The organism is Rhodococcus sp. OK302, from assembly GCF_002245895.1.
GTDB lineage: Bacteria > Actinomycetota > Actinomycetes > Mycobacteriales > Mycobacteriaceae > Rhodococcus_F.
Genome location: NZ_NPJZ01000001.1, coordinates 3,923,099 through 3,938,816 on the forward strand (window position 1 = coordinate 3,923,099; position 15,718 = coordinate 3,938,816).

General features: G+C 61.7%; 19 protein-coding genes. 13 read left to right on the forward strand and 6 right to left on the reverse strand.

The annotated features are described in order from the left end of the window. The first annotated feature begins 24 nt into the window (after positions 1 to 24). From BDB13_RS18025 to inhA, 5 genes are all read left to right on the forward strand, one after another. Positions 25 to 1,206, forward strand: coding sequence for an AAA family ATPase (locus tag BDB13_RS18025; RefSeq protein WP_094275003.1), 1,182 nt, complete (start codon positions 25 to 27; stop codon positions 1,204 to 1,206). Next, positions 1,203 to 2,177, forward strand: a complete 975-nt coding sequence (locus tag BDB13_RS18030; RefSeq protein ID WP_094272840.1) for a DUF58 domain-containing protein — start codon at positions 1,203 to 1,205, stop codon at positions 2,175 to 2,177. The genes BDB13_RS18025 and BDB13_RS18030 overlap by 4 nt, the downstream gene beginning before the upstream one ends. After that, positions 2,174 to 3,154, forward strand: a complete 981-nt coding sequence (locus tag BDB13_RS18035) for a VWA domain-containing protein (protein WP_094272841.1) — start codon at positions 2,174 to 2,176, stop codon at positions 3,152 to 3,154. The genes BDB13_RS18030 and BDB13_RS18035 overlap by 4 nt, the downstream gene beginning before the upstream one ends. A 70-nt stretch (positions 3,155 to 3,224) precedes the next feature. Beyond that, positions 3,225 to 3,974: a 3-oxoacyl-ACP reductase FabG1 gene (gene fabG1 / locus BDB13_RS18040; RefSeq protein WP_094272842.1), complete on the forward strand. Its 750-nt coding sequence runs from the start codon at positions 3,225 to 3,227 to the stop codon at positions 3,972 to 3,974. Between the two features lie 53 nt (positions 3,975 to 4,027). Further along, complete coding sequence (gene inhA, locus BDB13_RS18045; protein ID WP_094272843.1) at positions 4,028 to 4,825, forward strand: NADH-dependent enoyl-ACP reductase InhA; 798 nt, start codon at positions 4,028 to 4,030, stop codon at positions 4,823 to 4,825. An 85-nt stretch (positions 4,826 to 4,910) separates the two neighbouring features. Here the strand turns inward: inhA and BDB13_RS18050 are convergent, their stop codons facing one another. After that, a complete protein-coding gene (locus BDB13_RS18050; RefSeq protein ID WP_094272844.1) occupies positions 4,911 to 5,384 on the reverse strand; it encodes a carboxymuconolactone decarboxylase family protein in 474 nt (157 codons plus the stop codon). An 84-nt stretch (positions 5,385 to 5,468) separates the two neighbouring features. Between BDB13_RS18050 and BDB13_RS18055 the strand changes: the two genes are divergently transcribed. Further along, positions 5,469 to 6,536, forward strand: coding sequence for a ferrochelatase (locus tag BDB13_RS18055; RefSeq protein ID WP_094272845.1), 1,068 nt, complete (start codon positions 5,469 to 5,471; stop codon positions 6,534 to 6,536). Here BDB13_RS18055 and BDB13_RS18060 read toward each other — a convergent pair. Further along, complete coding sequence (locus BDB13_RS18060; RefSeq protein WP_094272846.1) at positions 6,533 to 7,141, reverse strand: transcriptional regulator; 609 nt, start codon at positions 7,139 to 7,141, stop codon at positions 6,533 to 6,535. The genes BDB13_RS18055 and BDB13_RS18060 overlap by 4 nt on opposite strands. 108 nt (positions 7,142 to 7,249) lie before the next feature. Beyond that, positions 7,250 to 8,047: a helix-turn-helix domain-containing protein gene (locus BDB13_RS18065; protein ID WP_094272847.1), complete on the reverse strand. Its 798-nt coding sequence runs from the start codon at positions 8,045 to 8,047 to the stop codon at positions 7,250 to 7,252. A gap of 66 nt (positions 8,048 to 8,113) precedes the next feature. Between BDB13_RS18065 and BDB13_RS18070 the strand changes: the two genes are divergently transcribed. Together BDB13_RS18070 and BDB13_RS18075 are read left to right on the forward strand one after the other, a co-directional pair. Next, positions 8,114 to 8,563: a DUF3224 domain-containing protein gene (locus tag BDB13_RS18070; RefSeq protein ID WP_094272848.1), complete on the forward strand. Its 450-nt coding sequence runs from the start codon at positions 8,114 to 8,116 to the stop codon at positions 8,561 to 8,563. Between the two features lie 70 nt (positions 8,564 to 8,633). Beyond that, complete coding sequence (locus tag BDB13_RS18075; RefSeq protein ID WP_094272849.1) at positions 8,634 to 9,047, forward strand: hypothetical protein; 414 nt, start codon at positions 8,634 to 8,636, stop codon at positions 9,045 to 9,047. A 6-nt stretch (positions 9,048 to 9,053) separates the two neighbouring features. On the opposite strand, the gene BDB13_RS18080 is transcribed toward BDB13_RS18075, so the two are convergent. Continuing rightward, positions 9,054 to 9,395 (reverse strand): metallopeptidase family protein, encoded by a 342-nt coding sequence (locus BDB13_RS18080; RefSeq protein ID WP_094272850.1) that lies wholly within the window; start codon positions 9,393 to 9,395, stop codon positions 9,054 to 9,056. Positions 9,396 to 9,471: 76 nt separating this feature from the next. Between BDB13_RS18080 and BDB13_RS18085 the strand changes: the two genes are divergently transcribed. Further along, a complete protein-coding gene (locus BDB13_RS18085) occupies positions 9,472 to 9,963 on the forward strand; it encodes a helix-turn-helix domain-containing protein (RefSeq protein ID WP_094272851.1) in 492 nt (163 codons plus the stop codon). Between the two features lie 33 nt (positions 9,964 to 9,996). Here the strand turns inward: BDB13_RS18085 and BDB13_RS18090 are convergent, their stop codons facing one another. Both BDB13_RS18090 and BDB13_RS18095 read right to left on the reverse strand, forming a co-directional pair. Then, positions 9,997 to 10,926: a TIGR01777 family oxidoreductase gene (locus BDB13_RS18090; protein ID WP_254922861.1), complete on the reverse strand. Its 930-nt coding sequence runs from the start codon at positions 10,924 to 10,926 to the stop codon at positions 9,997 to 9,999. Then, a complete protein-coding gene (locus BDB13_RS18095; RefSeq protein ID WP_094272852.1) occupies positions 10,923 to 11,600 on the reverse strand; it encodes a TetR family transcriptional regulator in 678 nt (225 codons plus the stop codon). Before BDB13_RS18095 ends, BDB13_RS18090 begins: the two co-directional genes overlap by 4 nt. Positions 11,601 to 11,809: 209 nt before the next feature. Between BDB13_RS18095 and BDB13_RS18100 the strand changes: the two genes are divergently transcribed. The 4 genes from BDB13_RS18100 (at position 11,810) to BDB13_RS18115 (ending at position 15,606) form a co-directional block, all read left to right on the forward strand. Continuing rightward, positions 11,810 to 12,307 (forward strand): hypothetical protein, encoded by a 498-nt coding sequence (locus BDB13_RS18100; protein ID WP_094272853.1) that lies wholly within the window; start codon positions 11,810 to 11,812, stop codon positions 12,305 to 12,307. A 107-nt stretch (positions 12,308 to 12,414) separates the two neighbouring features. Next, positions 12,415 to 12,822, forward strand: a complete 408-nt coding sequence (locus BDB13_RS18105) for a YciI family protein (protein WP_094272854.1) — start codon at positions 12,415 to 12,417, stop codon at positions 12,820 to 12,822. A gap of 26 nt (positions 12,823 to 12,848) precedes the next feature. Then, positions 12,849 to 14,015 (forward strand): RNA polymerase sigma factor, encoded by a 1,167-nt coding sequence (locus BDB13_RS18110; RefSeq protein WP_094275005.1) that lies wholly within the window; start codon positions 12,849 to 12,851, stop codon positions 14,013 to 14,015. Positions 14,016 to 14,085: 70 nt separating this feature from the next. Next, entirely contained in the window at positions 14,086 to 15,606 is a 1,521-nt protein-coding gene (locus BDB13_RS18115) for an FAD-dependent monooxygenase (RefSeq protein WP_094272855.1), read from the forward strand. The last annotated feature ends 112 nt before the right edge of the window (positions 15,607 to 15,718 follow it).

The window sequence follows — 15,718 nt, forward strand, 5'->3', positions numbered from 1 at the left end:
CTAGGTGAAAGCGATGGATTCTTGGTGACCTCACGTGAAGATTCGATCGGATCGGTCGACGTAGACAAAGCGAGTGGAACTACTGGCGGGGTAGCGCCGTCTCTCGCTGCCGACGTGCAGACTTTGGAACGAGCGATCTACGAGGTCAAACGTGTCATCGTCGGTCAGGATCGTCTGGTCGAGCGGATACTCGTCGGCCTGTTGGCCAAGGGACATGTGCTTCTCGAAGGTGTGCCCGGCGTGGCCAAGACGCTGGCCGTCGAAACCTTCGCGAAGGTGGTCGGTGGTTCTTTCTCCCGCGTGCAGTTCACTCCGGACCTCGTGCCTACCGACTTGATCGGTACGCGCATTTACCGTCAGGGACGCGAAGAGTTCGACACCGAACTCGGCCCCGTCGTCGCGAACTTCGTCCTTGCCGACGAAATTAACCGTGCGCCCGCCAAGGTGCAGTCGGCTTTGCTCGAGGTCATGGCTGAGCGTCACGTCTCCATCGGCGGCAAGCGTTACCACATGCCGGACCCGTTCCTGGTGATGGCAACGCAGAACCCCATCGAGAACGAGGGCGTCTACCCGCTTCCCGAAGCGCAGCGTGACCGCTTCCTGTTCAAGATCCTGGTCGATTACCCGACGGTCGAAGAAGAACGCGAAATCGTCTATCGCATGGGCGTCGCAGCACCGGAGCCGCACCAGATCCTCGGGCCCGAAGAGTTGGTTCGACTCCAACGCGTCGCAAGTAGCGTTTTTGTCCATCACGCGTTGGTCGACTACGTGGTTCGTGTCATCGCGGCCACCCGTACGCCGCGCGAGTTCGGTTTGGACGACGTCGCCGGTTGGATCGCGTACGGAGCATCGCCGCGTGCGACGCTCGGCATCATTGCCGCCTCACGTGCCCTCGCATTTGTTCGGGGCCGCGATTACGTTGTGCCTCAGGACGTCGTCGAGGTCATCCCGGACGTTTTGCGTCACCGTCTCGTGTTGTCCTACGACGCTTTGGCTGACGAAGTCACTCCCGACGCCGTCATTGCGCGGGTATTGCAGACTGTCGGCTTGCCGCAGATCGCTGCACGTCCGGTACCGACGGTCACCGGACCGCCGCAGGCCCAACAGGTCGCGCCTGCACCGCAATTCACTCCGCCGGGCAGCGTCAACGGTCAAGGGAACGGCGCACCGGTCATGAGTCCTGATCCGATGAGTCGCCCGCAGTGACCGAAAGTCACCTTCCCGGACATGCCGGCGCACCGCCGTCGTTCGAGTCCGGTGAACTTCGTGATCCACGATTGACCGCGGCTTTGCGGACGCTCGAGTTGACGGTTCGCCGACGCCTCGACGGCGTACTGCACGGCGATCATCTCGGGCTCATCCCGGGGCCTGGCTCCGAACCAGGTGAGGCTCGCGAGTATCAGCCCGGTGACGATGTGCGGCAAATGGATTGGTCGGTCACGGCTCGTACGACGCACCCGCATGTGCGGCAGTCGGTGGCGGACCGGGAACTCGAGACGTGGCTGGTGATCGACTTGTCCGCGAGTCTCGATTTCGGTACTGCGGGCTGTGAGAAGCGTGATCTGGTTGTTGCTGCCGCTGCCGCGGTGACCCACCTGACGAGTTCGGGTGGCAATCGCGTCGGCGCAATCATTTCGACGGGTGAGCAGATGACGCGCATTCCGGCTCGTGGTGGTCGTGTTCATGCTCAGGCGATGCTTCGCAAGATCGCCACGACGCCGCACGCTCCGGACGGGGTGCGCGGAGATCTTGTGGGCGCTATCGAGGCCTTGCGTCGCCCGCAGCGTCGTCGCGGGTTGGCTGTGGTGATCAGCGACTTCCTCGGACCCACCGATTGGGAACGACCGTTGCGTGCAATCTCCGGTCGCCACGACGTGCTCGGCGTCGAGGTTGTTGATCCGCGCGATCTCGAATTGCCCGACGTCGGTGATGTGGTTCTGCACGATCCGGAGTCCGGTCGGACACGCGAGTTTTCGACTACTCCGCAGTTGCGTGCAGATTTTGCGCGCGTGGCGGCGGAGCATCGCGTCGAGGTTCAGCAGGCATTGCGCCGGTGTGGGGCACCGCTGATGTCGCTGCATACCGATCGTGACTGGATCGCCGACGTTGTTCGATTCATCTCGGCTCGCCGCCACACGTATGGTGCCGGCGCCGGATCTGGGGGAGTTCGTTCGTGAGTCTTTCGCAATTCACTGCGCCGTGGTGGCTGCTGTTCCTGGCTGTTGTCATCGCGTTGGTGGTCGGTTACGTCGTTGTGCAGAAGCAACGGCAGAAGCACACAATGCGGTTCACGAACTTCGCGCTCCTCGAGAAGGTGGCGCCGTCGCGGCCCGGACGTTGGCGCCACGTCTCTGCCATTTTGATGGTGATCTCGTTGGTGTTCTTCACCGTGGCGTTGGCAGGTCCGACTGCAGACAAGAAGGTTCCGCGGAACCGCGCCACCGTGATCCTCGTGATCGACGTGTCTCTGTCGATGCAGGCCACCGACGTCGAACCGACTCGCCTTGCGGCGGCGCAGGAAGCCGCCAAGTCGTTTGCCGACGGTCTGACGCCGGGCATCAATCTCGGGCTGGTCGCGTTTGCGGGCACGGCATCAGTCCTGGTGTCTCCCACGACAAATCGCGACGCGACCAAGATTGCCATCGACAACCTCAAACTCAGTGAGCGGACGGCGACCGGCGAAGCGATCTTCACGTCGTTGCAGTCGATCGAGACGTTGGCTGCCGTCCTCGGTGGTAGTGATCAGGCGCCTCCGGCCCGAATCGTGCTGCTGTCCGACGGCAAGCAGACCGTCCCCGAAGGTGAGGACGACCCGCGCGGCGGATTCACCGCAGCCCGTCAGGCCAAGGACAAAGGCGTTCCGATCTCCACCATCTCGTTCGGCACAACCTACGGCCGAGTCGAGATCGAAGGTGACCGCATCCCCGTTCCCGTCGACGATGCGTCGCTCAAGGAAATCGCGAATCTGTCCGGTGGAAGTTTTTTCACGGCGTCGAGTCTCGAAGAGTTGCGCGACGTCTACGACACGCTCGAAGAGCAGATCGGTTTCGAGACCACTCGCGGCGACGCCAGCAAACCGTGGCTGATCCTCGGAGTTTTGTTTGCCACTGCAGGTTTGATCGTCGCTCTGGTAACCCGCCAGCGACTGCCGTAGCCACGAACTGTTTCTCACTGTCCGTCAATTGCCGGTACTCGGCCCTCGCAGAATTGATAGGTTGATCGCCATGTCTACCCCCTCCACCCCTGTGGTGTCCGAACGGACCGTCACGACTCCGCGCTCGGTACTCGTCACCGGCGGCAACCGCGGCATCGGCTTGGCTGTAGCTCAGCGCCTGGCCGCCGACGGACACAAGGTAGCGGTCACGCACCGCGGATCCGGTGTCCCCGAAGGCCTGTTCGGCGTCGTCTGCGACGTCACCGATACCGAGTCGATCGACCGTGCATTCAAAGAGGTCGAGGCGCATCAGGGACCCGTCGAGGTCATCGTCGCCAACGCCGGAGTCACCGACGACACCTTGATCATGCGGATGAGCGAAGAGCAGTTCACCAGCGTCCTGGACGCGAACCTCACCGGCACGTTCCGCCTCTCCAAGCGTGCGACGCGTTCGATGCTGCGTGCCCGTTTCGGCCGGTTCATCTTTCTCGGCTCCGTCGTCGGCATGGCCGGTCAAGCCGGCCAGGTCAACTACGCCGCGTCCAAGGCCGGCATTATCGGCATCGCACGGTCACTGACGCGTGAACTGGGCTCCCGCTCGATCACCGCAAATGTTGTCGCTCCCGGCTTCATCGAGACGGACATGACGGCCGCTCTGGGCGACGACGTCAAGGACAAGGCCACCGAGTTCATCCCGCTGCAGCGCACCGGAAAGCCGGAAGATGTTGCGGCAGTGGTCAGTTTCCTCGCTTCCGATGATTCGGCTTACGTTTCGGGTGCGGTCATTCCTGTTGACGGTGGCCTGGGCATGGGTCACTAGCTCCGTCTTCACACTTCCATTCTTCGTTTCGTCTCACATCAGGAGGACAACTCATGGGCGGTTTGCTCGAGGGTAAGACCATTCTTGTCACCGGCATCATTACCGATGCGTCTATTGCGTTCCACGTGGCCAAGGTCGCGCAGGAGCAGGGCGCCAAGGTGCTGATCACGGGATTCGATCGTCTGCGCCTGATCGACCGCATCGCTCAGCGTCTGCCGCAGCCGGTGCCGCCCGCCATCTCTCTCGACGTTCAGAACCCCGAGGATCTCGCCACCCTGGCTGATCGCGTCCGCGAGTTGGCACCCGAGGGTATCGACGGCGTCGTCCATTCCATCGGATTTGCACCCCGTTCGTGCCTGGGCAGTCCGTTCATGGATGCACCGTGGTCCGATGTGGCTGTCGCACTGGAGGTTTCCGCCTACTCGTACAGTGCATTGGCCAAGGCCCTGATGCCGGTGCTCAATGACAACGGGTCCATCGTCGGCATGGATTTCGATCCGGCACGCGCGATGCCGTTCTACAACTGGATGGGCGTCTCCAAGGCCACTCTCGAGGCTGTCAACCGGTATGTCGCCAAGGAGGTCGGTGTGCGAGGCATTCGCTCCAACCTGGTGTCTTCCGGCCCGATCAAGACGCTCGCAGCCAAGGCTATTGCCGGCGACAGCACCGGCCCGGGCGCCGAGCTCGACAAGCTGAACACCGCATGGGACGGCGCTGCACCGATCGGTTGGGATGTCGACGACCGCGAGCCCGTCGCCAAGACCGTGTGCACCGTTCTCTCGGATTGGCTGCCTGGCACCACCGCGTCGATCATCTACGTCGACGGTGGCTTCCACGCGATGGTTGGCTGATACACGCAGGTCTTATCGGTTCGTCTTCACCAGGAGGTTCCGCCTCCCGGTGAAGACGAACCTGCCGCGTGATGTGGATCCTGGACTACAGAGCGGGCAGTGTCTGATGCGTCGAGATTGCCAGCCTGTTCCAGACGTTGATTGCTGAGACTGCCATCAACAGGCGGACTACCTGACTGTCGGTGTACGACGCCTTCACACGTGCCCAGACCTCATCCGACACTCCGCCTTGCCCGATCAGCGTCATTTGTTCGGTGAATTCCAGGACGGCTTGCTCCGGCTCACTGAACCACGAGGTCGCCTCCCGCCAAGCTGATACGACGTCCAGTCGACGTTGGTCTTCGCCGTCTTTTCGGGCCTCGGTGGTGTGCATGTCCAAGCAGTAGGCGCAGCCGTTGAGTTGTGAGGCGCGGATCTTGAGCAGATGGATGGTTTTGGGTTCGAGGTCGCCCGAGTGGACGTATTTTTCGATGGCCAGCATGCCCTTGTAGGCGTCGGGGTCGACCTCTTGGATGGATAGTCGCTGGGTCGTCTGTGACTGGTTATCAGTGATGCTCATGGGTTCCTCCTCGTGGCTGTTCAGTCGCCATGGCTCGAGTACCCGGATTTCTCCCCGATAACGGCATCACGCAAGATTGAACGTATGACCGCCAGTGTGGACACCTCGTTCGATGCCCTTCTCGTGTTGTCGTTCGGCGGTCCCGAAAAACCCGAAGACGTCAGGCCCTTCCTCGAAAATGTCACGCGGGGAAGGGGAGTACCTCCGGAGCGTCTCGACGCAGTTGTTGAGCACTACATGCATTTCGGTGGCGTCTCGCCCATCAACGCACTCAACCGAGACCTGATCGCACGCGTCGAATCGGAACTGGCCAGTGCAGGGCTGGAATTGCCGATTTACTTCGGAAATCGCAATTGGCATCCCCTGGTCGAGGACACCGTCGCAAAAATGCGTGACGACGGAATTCGCAACGCAGCGGTGTTTGCGACGTCGGCGTGGGGCGGTTACTCCGGTTGCCGTCAGTATCACGAGGATATTTCTCGAGCTCGGATTGCTGTCGGCGCGGGCGCACCCACGCTCACGAAACTTCGCCAGTATTACGACCATCCGCTGGTCATCGGCGCTTTTGCCGACGGAGTGCGCGACGCACGAGCATCCTTGCCGGAAGCTACGCGCGATGGCGCTCGCTTGGTGTTCACCGCACATTCGGTGCCGATCGCTGCCGACAAGAATGCCGGACCGCCGGAACTCGGCGGCAACCTGTACAGCCGTCAAGTCGCGGAGGCTGCACGACTCGTCGCGCAGGCAGTTGGCGTCGACGATTTTGATCTGGTGTGGCAGTCGCGATCAGGACCGCCGCAGGTACCGTGGCTCGATCCCGACATCTGCGATCACCTGGAAGTGTTGTCCACCAAGGACGTTCGCGCCGTCATCGTCTGTCCGGTCGGATTTGTGTCCGACCACCTCGAAGTGGTGTGGGATCTCGATACCGAGGCCAAAGACAAAGCGGCAGAACTAGGTCTGGACTTCGTGCGCGCCGCGACACCCGGCCGAGATCAACGTTTTGCCCAGTTGGTGCCGACGCTTATCGCGGAACTGATGAACGGTGAAAGGCCTCTGCGGCTGGGGAACGAGCCGTTGCTGGGCGGAACCGCCAACGGTGTTTCCTGCGCAATCAACTGCTGCGCAGCAGTGCAGAGGCCTTCTCGTTAAGCGTTGGGCTGCTTGAGCTTTCCGCACGGACCGGGCACTGTCGAGGTGCTGCGTGAAGTGAGGAGAGTCCTGACGATCTCCTGATCTTCGGCGCTCAGTGACTTGTCGATGTAGTTGAGGTGCGGGGCTCCCAGTTCGCGGACACGGCCCGCGAGGGTAGCGACAAACGACACTCGCTCTTCGTCGGCGCTGTTCGCTTCGTGGATCTGGAGGACGGAGACGGGGAACTTGCGCAGCGTGACGGGAAGGAAACGTGCGGCCAGAACATGGTCGACGTTGAATCCGGCCCAGACGCCCTGGTTGGCTTCGACGCATTCGATGTCGGAGTGAGCAGCGCTCTCACCGATGTACTTACGCGGCGGGACCAACTTCTTGGGTGCGTGTTCCGAAGCGCCCTGTTGCAGGACGGGGTAGTCGCCGTCGCTGTAGAGCCACGGCTGGCCTGCCATCGACAGGAGGCGACGAGCGTCGAGGTCCGGGAGGTAGCGGGATTTGAGAAGGAAACCCACGCTGTCTACCGAGATGCCCAAGAATTCGGCAGCCTTCTGTCGGCTCATCGCGTATGTTGCCGGGACGGCTGGGTCGATCTGGATCAGGTTGACCATGCGAACTCCTGTAAGTGTTCAGTTATTGCGGTGTGTTGGTACAGCTGACATCACTAGTCGCCGATTATCAACCTCTAGCTAATTTTCGGCCTCTAGGTGAGTTTGATGTCACCCTGCACGTTCGCGTCGGTAGGTCGCCGGCGGTGTTCCGACGACGTGGGTGAAGGCGCGTGTCAGATGAGCCTGGTCGCTGAAGCCGAGTGAGTAGGCAAGCTCAGACCAATCGACCCGGTCACCGGAATGGGCGACACCGGCCACGTCGAGGATACGGAACCGTTGAATAACCCATTTTGGCCCGACGCCGACGTAGTCGGTGAACAACCGCTGCAGGGTACGGAGACTGTAGCCGGCATGAGTCGCGAGTTGGTCGGCTCGGACTATGGTGTGGTTGTTGTGGGCCTCGGTAACCAGGGCGTTCACCTCGCGACTCTTGGGATCCGGAACTGGATTTGTTCGCAGGAGATACCGCTCGAAGGTGTCGATCATCTCGGCGCTGTCTGTGCCCGTGAGAATCCTTGCGGCAGAGGGGCGATCGTCGTCGCCGAGTAACGTGCGTCCGGGCTGGACCGTTCCAGAAATCGCACCGACGCTCCCACCGAGGAACGGCCGGAACCCTCCGGGGTGGAAGGCCGCGCCCAACACGTGTCCACTTCCGGTGAGTGTTCGGTAAAACGGTTTCCGCGAGACCCCGTGTACCAGCAGTTGTCCGTCTTCGGCAGCGATATGAACCCGTGGTTGAGGAACTACTTGTTGCCGATGTGGCTCCGTTACCGCCCACCGCACAAGCCAGTGGTAATCCACGAATTCAGCCAACTCGCGTCGAGGTGCGATCCGTTCGACCTGGAATGCTTCGGCACCCGGTGTTGGGTGGACTATCGCCTCGGGGTGTCCTGACACAGGGGGCATTCGTCCAGAATACGTGTCGCATTTGTTCAAGAAACCGTGTCTGTCAGGCACTTAGAGTCTCTAGACATGAACTTCTCACAGAGCGCGCAAGCCAAGTTTTCCATCGCGTCGTGGTCTGAATCCCTGGTCACGGACATCGACGGCACCGGGACGACTGCCGGCGGCGCTTATTATCCACAGCGCGGTGTTACCCAAGCCGCAGTGAGCTATTCGTACACCGGAGACCTCGAAGGGACCAGCACATTGGTGTATCTGATTGCCTACAAGGCTGATGCTGCTCCCGTTCTCGGACTCGAGCGCTTCGAGGGTTCGATCGGTGGACATGAGGGAACGTGCGTGTTTCAGCACATCGGTAGTCAAGATCAAGGAGCGGTGTCGGCGCGGGTAGAGGTGGTGCCGGGTCTGGGAACCGGGGGATTGGTCGACCTACGCGGCGTTGCTGACTTGTCTATCGCCGGACACAGTGACGGTGGCTATCAGTTCGTTCTGTCCTACGAAATCGGGCGTACGGAGTAACCGATCTGTCGCAGTTTCAACGTCCGTCAATGTGGATACCACCTGGTCGCTTTGTGGCACTGTGTGCGCTATGCAACTTTTTGCGATCATCATCATCGTCATGGTTTTCGGCGTCGCAGTTCGGTCCCGCGACCAGGTGGTGAAACGATGCGCGGGTTTGGCCGGAACCGCGATGCTGCTGGCCTACGGCGCGCTCTCTGTTGCTCAGTATCGATGGATTAACTCGCATGGGTGTCGCGAGATTTTTCCGGAACAGTTCGGGTACCGGGCACCTAACTGGGAACAGGCGATCGGTTCAGTTGAAGATGCACAGACTTGGTGGCCGATCGGCAATGAATGTAGCGGAACAGATGTCGATACCGGAGATTTCGTGGTCATACAGAACGATTGGGGCGTGAGCACCCTGATTTATGCCGCGATCGGAGTTGCGGTGCTCGCGCTGATCATGACGGTGATACGCGTGGTGAGGACGTCACGGGTCTGACCGCGCTTACCAGCCTAGCTCCCGCAGACGCGGATCCCCGATCCCGAAGTGGTGGCCGATTTCGTGGATCACCGTGCGTCGTACCTGCTCGATGACATCGTCCTCGGTGTTGCAGATCGAACAGATTGAACGACGGTAGATCGTGATGCGATCCGGAAGTACACCCGCGTACGTCGTTGTTCGCTTGGTGAGGGGAATGCCTTGGTAGAGGCCGAGCAAATTGGGGGGTCCCCCCTCGAGTTGGACGGTGACAGCAACGTTGGCCATTTCGCGGCCTAATTTCGGCGGCAAACCATCTAAGGCTCGCTTGACCATCTCCTCGAACTGCGCGTCTTCCACTTCGATCATCAGCCCATTGTGCGGGTGCCAGGCGTTACGGGTGTGTCCATCCGGAAACAGTGCAGCGTGCGGCTAAGTTATTGGAGTGGCCGACGATCTGTACCAGCGTTACGAATTCACTTTCATCATTCCCTTGCTGACCCTCTCGCAGGAGCAGATGCTCGCAAACACCTTGGGCGGCAGGGTAGAAGAGCGCAAAGGCCTTCAACTGTTGACCCTCACCGCAGAAGGCATGCGGGCTGCTACCACCGCGATCACTCTCGTCGACCAACTCGTCGGCGAAGGCGTAAGGCCGGAGCGGACCCATCCGGACCTCGTCTCGAGGCAGGACATCGCCGATCGCGCCGGAGTAACGAGGCAAGCAGTGGGGCAGTGGGTGCGCGGAGTAAGACAGGCGTCGACGCCCTTCCCCGTTCCCTACAACTCCGTGGCCGGAGGTATCTGGTTCTGGGGCGATGTTCTGGCGTGGCTGCGGCCCCAGGGATACGGGCAGGACACGGGCCTGCGCTACCCGACGTTGGACGAGCACATCCGAATCGACCGGCATATCGCGATCAATCACAAGCCGACCGGATAGCTGCTCTACGTAGCCCGGAGTCGCGCCTGACGCTCAGCCCAGCGCTACCGGCAGCAAGCCTCGCGGTGTTTCTCGAGCGATCTGCTCGAGCGCCGAATCCAGCGTCGGAAACTTGAACTGAAATCCCGTGTCAGCGAGTACTCCCGGCTCGACCCAGCGGCTCTTGAGTACAAGTTCAGATTCGGTGCGGATGATCCGTGCGCCGAACTCCAACATCCAGCCGGGTGTCGGCAACCCGCGCTGCCGACCCAGGGTCGCCCGCACCTTACTCATCATTTCGTCATTGGTCACGGGGAAGGGCGTCGCGATGTTGACCGGACCGGCGATGTCCTGATGTTCGGCAATGTGGGTGATCGAGCGAACGACATCATCGATGTGCACCCAGCTGAACATCTGCCTGCCATCGCCCATTTTTCCGCCGAAGCCCATCCGAGCCAGATTGATGAGTGGGTTGATCGCTCCGCCACCGGCGCCGAGAACGATCGACATACGTAGCGCCACCTTCCGTACGGGCGTGGGCGCATCGAAGAGTTCTTGTTCCCAGGCCCGGGCGACTGCGACGGAGAATCCTTTCCCCAGTTCACCGGACTTCTCGTCCATCGGCCGATCACGAGCGTCTCGATAGATCGTGCCGGTGCTGGCATTCACCCACAGTGAGGGCGGCTGCGACGTACGTGCCAGCGCGCGACCAAGTTGTGCTGTTGTTTCCACCCGTGATGAGAAGATCTCATCGGCATTGCGTTTGTTGTATCGGCAGCTTACGGAGCGTCCGGCAAGGTTGACCACCAGATCTGCGCCGTTCAGAAGGTCGACGACACCTTGCTCGTCGGACCAGACGGCATCGCTCGAGCCGCCCCGCCCGATGGTCCGCACCTTGGTTCCGCTCGCTTCCAACGCCTGACGAACTTGCCGCCCGATGTAACCCGATGCTCCGCAAATGACGACATCGTTCAGTGTGTTCATCGCTCTGCAACCTGTTCTCTAGCAGTGGTATTGGAAATAAGCTTGGCGATGTCGCCGACCAGGCCGCGGGCCACTGGCAATCGAGCCAGCTTGATTGCCTTCGAGGCGACGGGGACAAGACCGTTGACCAGAGTGTGGGTACGCGTCTGACCAGGAGACGAGTCGGTAACCCAGTGCAAAGTCACGCCCAGATACGTCAGCCACAGCAGTGTGGGCAGCTGTGTTTCCAAGGACGGTGGCGTCCGCTGCTTCGAGGCCGTCAGAACCTGCCGCATCAGATCGATCGCCATGTCTCTCGCCTCGGTCGACTCGACCGAAAACGGGCTGGATCGGGATGTGGACGGTAGTGCAATCTGCAGGAATGAGCCGCCGAAGCCGTGATAGGGACTCATGACATCCAGACCCGCGTGCAGAACGGTCTTGAGATTCTCCTCGAGGGAACCACCGTCGCGCAGGAGTGGAAGCGCCCGGTCGCGGTGATCGCGCTGAATGACCACGTACAGCTCGCTGACGAGTTCGTCCTTGCCGGCGAAGTAGTAGTAGGCGTTGCCGAGCGAGACGCCGGTCTCGCTCGCGATCCGGCGCATGGTCGTCGCCTGGAAGCCTTCGTCCCGGAAGAGTCGTAGTGCTGTCTCGACCAGCTTTTCCCGTGTCTCGATCCCGCGATCACTCATGACGGCTCCTCTATTTGAACGTGTTCAAATAGAGGATACGCTTCAGAGTTGAACACGTTCAATTCGTGATCGCCGGCGCGCTCAGACACCTAGCAGCGACAGAGACTCGATTACGTTTCGGTTGCGAACGGTGATGTTTATTCCTCGGGATATTGCCGAGTCGCGGGATAGTGGTTCACGACGATAATCTGCTGAATCCGAGGAGACCTATGTTTGCGCCAAAAGTATTGTCCGCGGGCCGAATTGCGGTCGTTTCCGCAGTAATCGCACTCACTGCGGTGATCGGTTCGGGATCAGTTGCCGCCGCTTCGGGGCCAGTTCAGGCCGGCGACACGTGGGCGGTAGCCGACGATGTCGCACGATGCGGCGTGGCACGCATCCCCATGACGGTGGGTTTGACGACTGGGTGGCCGGGCGCTGAGGCGTACATCTTGCTGTCGCCGGAGTTCTACGTACCTGCGGAACTGCAGGGTGCGCCGCATCAACTGACGTCATGCTTGATTCCGGTCACCGTGCATTGGGAAAATCTCGATACGGGCGGGTCTGGCAGTCGGACGGTGTATCCGATGGACAGCCGCGCAGATCGCTACCAATCCTCGGGCAACGCCGCCACTGTTGCGTCAGGCCTCGGACGCGTCCGATTCTGGTTGAGTACCGGCACTCCCCACGTCTCCGCACCCCCGATCGAAGCTGTCATCGTGCTTTGAGTGAATGGGCTTCACGGTTGGTTTCGCGAGGATGTCGAGAACGGCCTAGCTGCTCCGTTCCAGGGGTAGACGCGGCAAACAGGGCCGCACACACCAAGGAGATCAACATGGCAAAGTACCTGCTACTCAAGCATTACCGCGGCGCACCCCAGGCCGTCAACGATGTCCCGATGGACCAATGGACACCGGGCGAAATTGAGGACCACATGAAATACATGTCCGATTTCGCCACGCGACTCGAGACTACGGGCGAGTTCGTCGACGGCCAGGCACTCTCGCCCCAGGGCACGTTCGTCCGTTACGACGGGGAGGGTCGGCCGCCGGTCACCGACGGACCCTTCGCGGAGACCAAGGACCTGATCGCCGGCTGGATGGTCATCGACGTCGACACCTACCAGCGGGCACTCGAGCTCGCCGGCGAGCTGTCAGCCGCCCCCGGAGCCGGTGGCAAGCCGATTCACGAGTGGCTCGAGGTGCGACCGTTCCTGACCGCACCTCCGACGGTCACCGAGTGATCCGGCCGGCCAGGGCAGACCAGGTGATGGACGACATGCTGTTGCGGGAGCTGACTCCCGCAGTGATCGGTGTCCTTGTGCGCCGCGGAGTTGATTTCGCGACGGCCGAGGACGCCGTGCAGGAAGCACTCATCCAGGCCGCGCTGACCTGGCCGGACCGACCGCCGTCCGACCCGAAGGGCTGGTTAGTCACGGTTGCCTGGCGGAAGTTTCTCGACGCCCATCGCTCCGAGGCATCCCGCCGCAACCGTGAACGGCTACTCGACCTCGAACCACCACCCGGACCGACGGAGACCGCCGACGACACGTTGCAGCTCTTCTTCCTCTGCGCTCATCCGTCATTGACTCCGGCTTCCGCGGTGGCCCTTACATTGCGTGCCGTCGGAGGCTTGACCACGCGGCAAATCGCCCAGGCCTACCTCGTCCCGGAGGCAACAATGGCGCAGAGGATCAGCCGGGCCAAACGCACGGTCCGTGACGTGCGGTTTGATCAGCCCGGTGACCTGGCGACCGTGCTTCGGGTGCTCTACCTGGTCTTTAACGAGGGCTACACCGGTGACGTCGACCTGTCCGCCGAAGCGATTCGGCTGACCCGGCAGTTGGCGGGAACGTCGCGCTCGCGGGGGACGATGGTCGCTGACGAGGAAATCGCGGGACTGCTGGCGCTAATGCTGTTGCACCATGCTCGGCGCGCGGCGCGAACCAGGCCCGACGGCAGTCTGGTGCCCCTCGCCGAGCAGGACCGTTCTTTGTGGAACACCGAGCTCATTGCCGAAGGCGTCGACATCCTGCAGACAGCCCTGGCTCATGACCGACTCGGCGAGTTCCAGGCCCAAGCCGCTATCGCCGCGCTGCATGCCGACGCGCCGCGCGCCGAGGAGACTGACTGGGTTCAGATCGTCGGCTGGTACGACGAGTTGCTTCGGCTCACGGGCAGTCCGGTAGTGCAACTCAACCGGGCTGTCGCGATCGGTGAGGCCGATGGCCCCGTCGCAGGACTTGCTGCCCTCGCCGTGGTGGACCCTGACCTGCCCCGCTACACCGCAGCGTCGGCGTACCTCCACGAGAAGGCAGGCGACCATTCGATCGCTGCGCGGCTGTATGCCGATGCGGCGCTGTCTGCACCCAACCTTGCGGAACGTCATCACCTCACCCGGCAGGCAGCGCGGATCAGTCAAGCGCTACGCGAGTGAGACACCCGCCGCACTGAAAGCCACTATTGCGGGTACTCGTCAAACGAAACTCCTATCAACCGGAGCGACGATGACGACAGGCCCGAACAACAGCATCCCGGCGGCGGGACGTGCGACGCCGGACCATCACGTCGACGTAGTCGTAGTCGGCGGTGGGCCGGCAGGTATGACTGTAGCGGGAGATATTGCGCGCCTTGGTCATTCGGTAGCGGTATTGGAGCGGTGGCCGACGATCAACCCGTCCAGTCGCGCTTTTGCAACCATGGCGCGAACGCTGGAGTTGCTCGACGCCCGCGGACTGGCCGACCAACTACTGGCGACGAGCACGACCACCCCCGGCGTGAAGCTGTTCAACCGCGCGAAGCTGGACCTTACCCACCTGCGATCTCGCTACCAGTTCGCGATGATCACTCCGCAGACCAACGTCGACCAGGCCCTCGAACGGTACGCGGTAGAGCAGGGCGCGGACATTCACCGCGGTGTCGAAGTTGTCGACCTTGCTCAGGATGGCTCGGGTGTCACTGTCAGCGCTCGGCCCCGCGGCGACGACAACCCTGGCTCCAGCGTGACGTGGCGCGCCACGTACGTCGTCGGGGCTGACGGCGCGCACAGCACAGTCCGCGACCTGGTCGGGCTCGAGTTCCCGGGTAAATCCGTACTGTCGTCGGTGATTCTTGCCGACGTGAAGGCGACCGGCGGCCCGCACAATGGCGGCTTGACCTTGGGGGATACACCGAACGAGTTCGGATTCCTCGCTCCCTACGGACGTGAGGATGAGAACGGTTCCTGGTATCGCTCGATGACCTGGGATCGAAATCATCAGGTACCCGATACCGATCCGGTGTCCGAGGCCGAGATCGTGCGTGTGCTGAACCTGGCCATGGGACATGACGTGGGTGTCATCGAGGTTGGGTGGCATTCGCGCTTCCACTGCGATGAGCGTCAGGTCCGCGACTATCGCATCGACAGAGTCTTCCTTGCGGGAGACGCCGCGCACGTGCACTCGCCGATGGGTGCGCAGGGGATGAATACCGGCATTCAAGATGGCGTCAACCTGGCGTGGAAGCTCGGAGCGGTTCTTGCCGGTGCCGACGAGACGATCCTGGACACCTATCAGCGGGAACGGTATCCGATCGGTAAGCGAGTACTGAGGCAGTCGGGGCTGATGATGCGCAGCGTCATTGTGCACGCGCGCCCTGCCAGGGTCATGCGTAATCTGCTCGTTTCGTTGGTCCTGTCGATCCCGAAGTTGCGTGACCTTATCGCCGGTAGTTTCGCCGGCACCGAACTGCGCTATCCGTCCGCGGCCGGGGAGAGCAAGCTGGTCGGAACTCGTGCCACGGAGGTTCCGCTCTACGAGGGTCGGTTAACCGAACTGCAAAGGCGCCCAGGGTTTGTCCTCATCCGCGAGCACGACAGTATCTCGATGGATAACGGTGGAACAGAGTTCCTCATCCAAGCCCGACGGACGGACGTCGGACCCGCGCTACTCGTCCGGCCCGATGGATACGTTGCTTGGGCCGGTTCCTCGACTTCGGAGTCGGGGGAACGGGGATGGCGCACAGTCTTGTTTCGGTGGACCGGAGGATGATCGTAATTGACTGCGCTAGTTGCTCTTTCGATCGAAACTTGATTCGTCGGCAGCCGTCACTTACGGACTCAACGGCGAGTTCTAGCTGGTCACTCTGTCGTCGAGCCCCAGG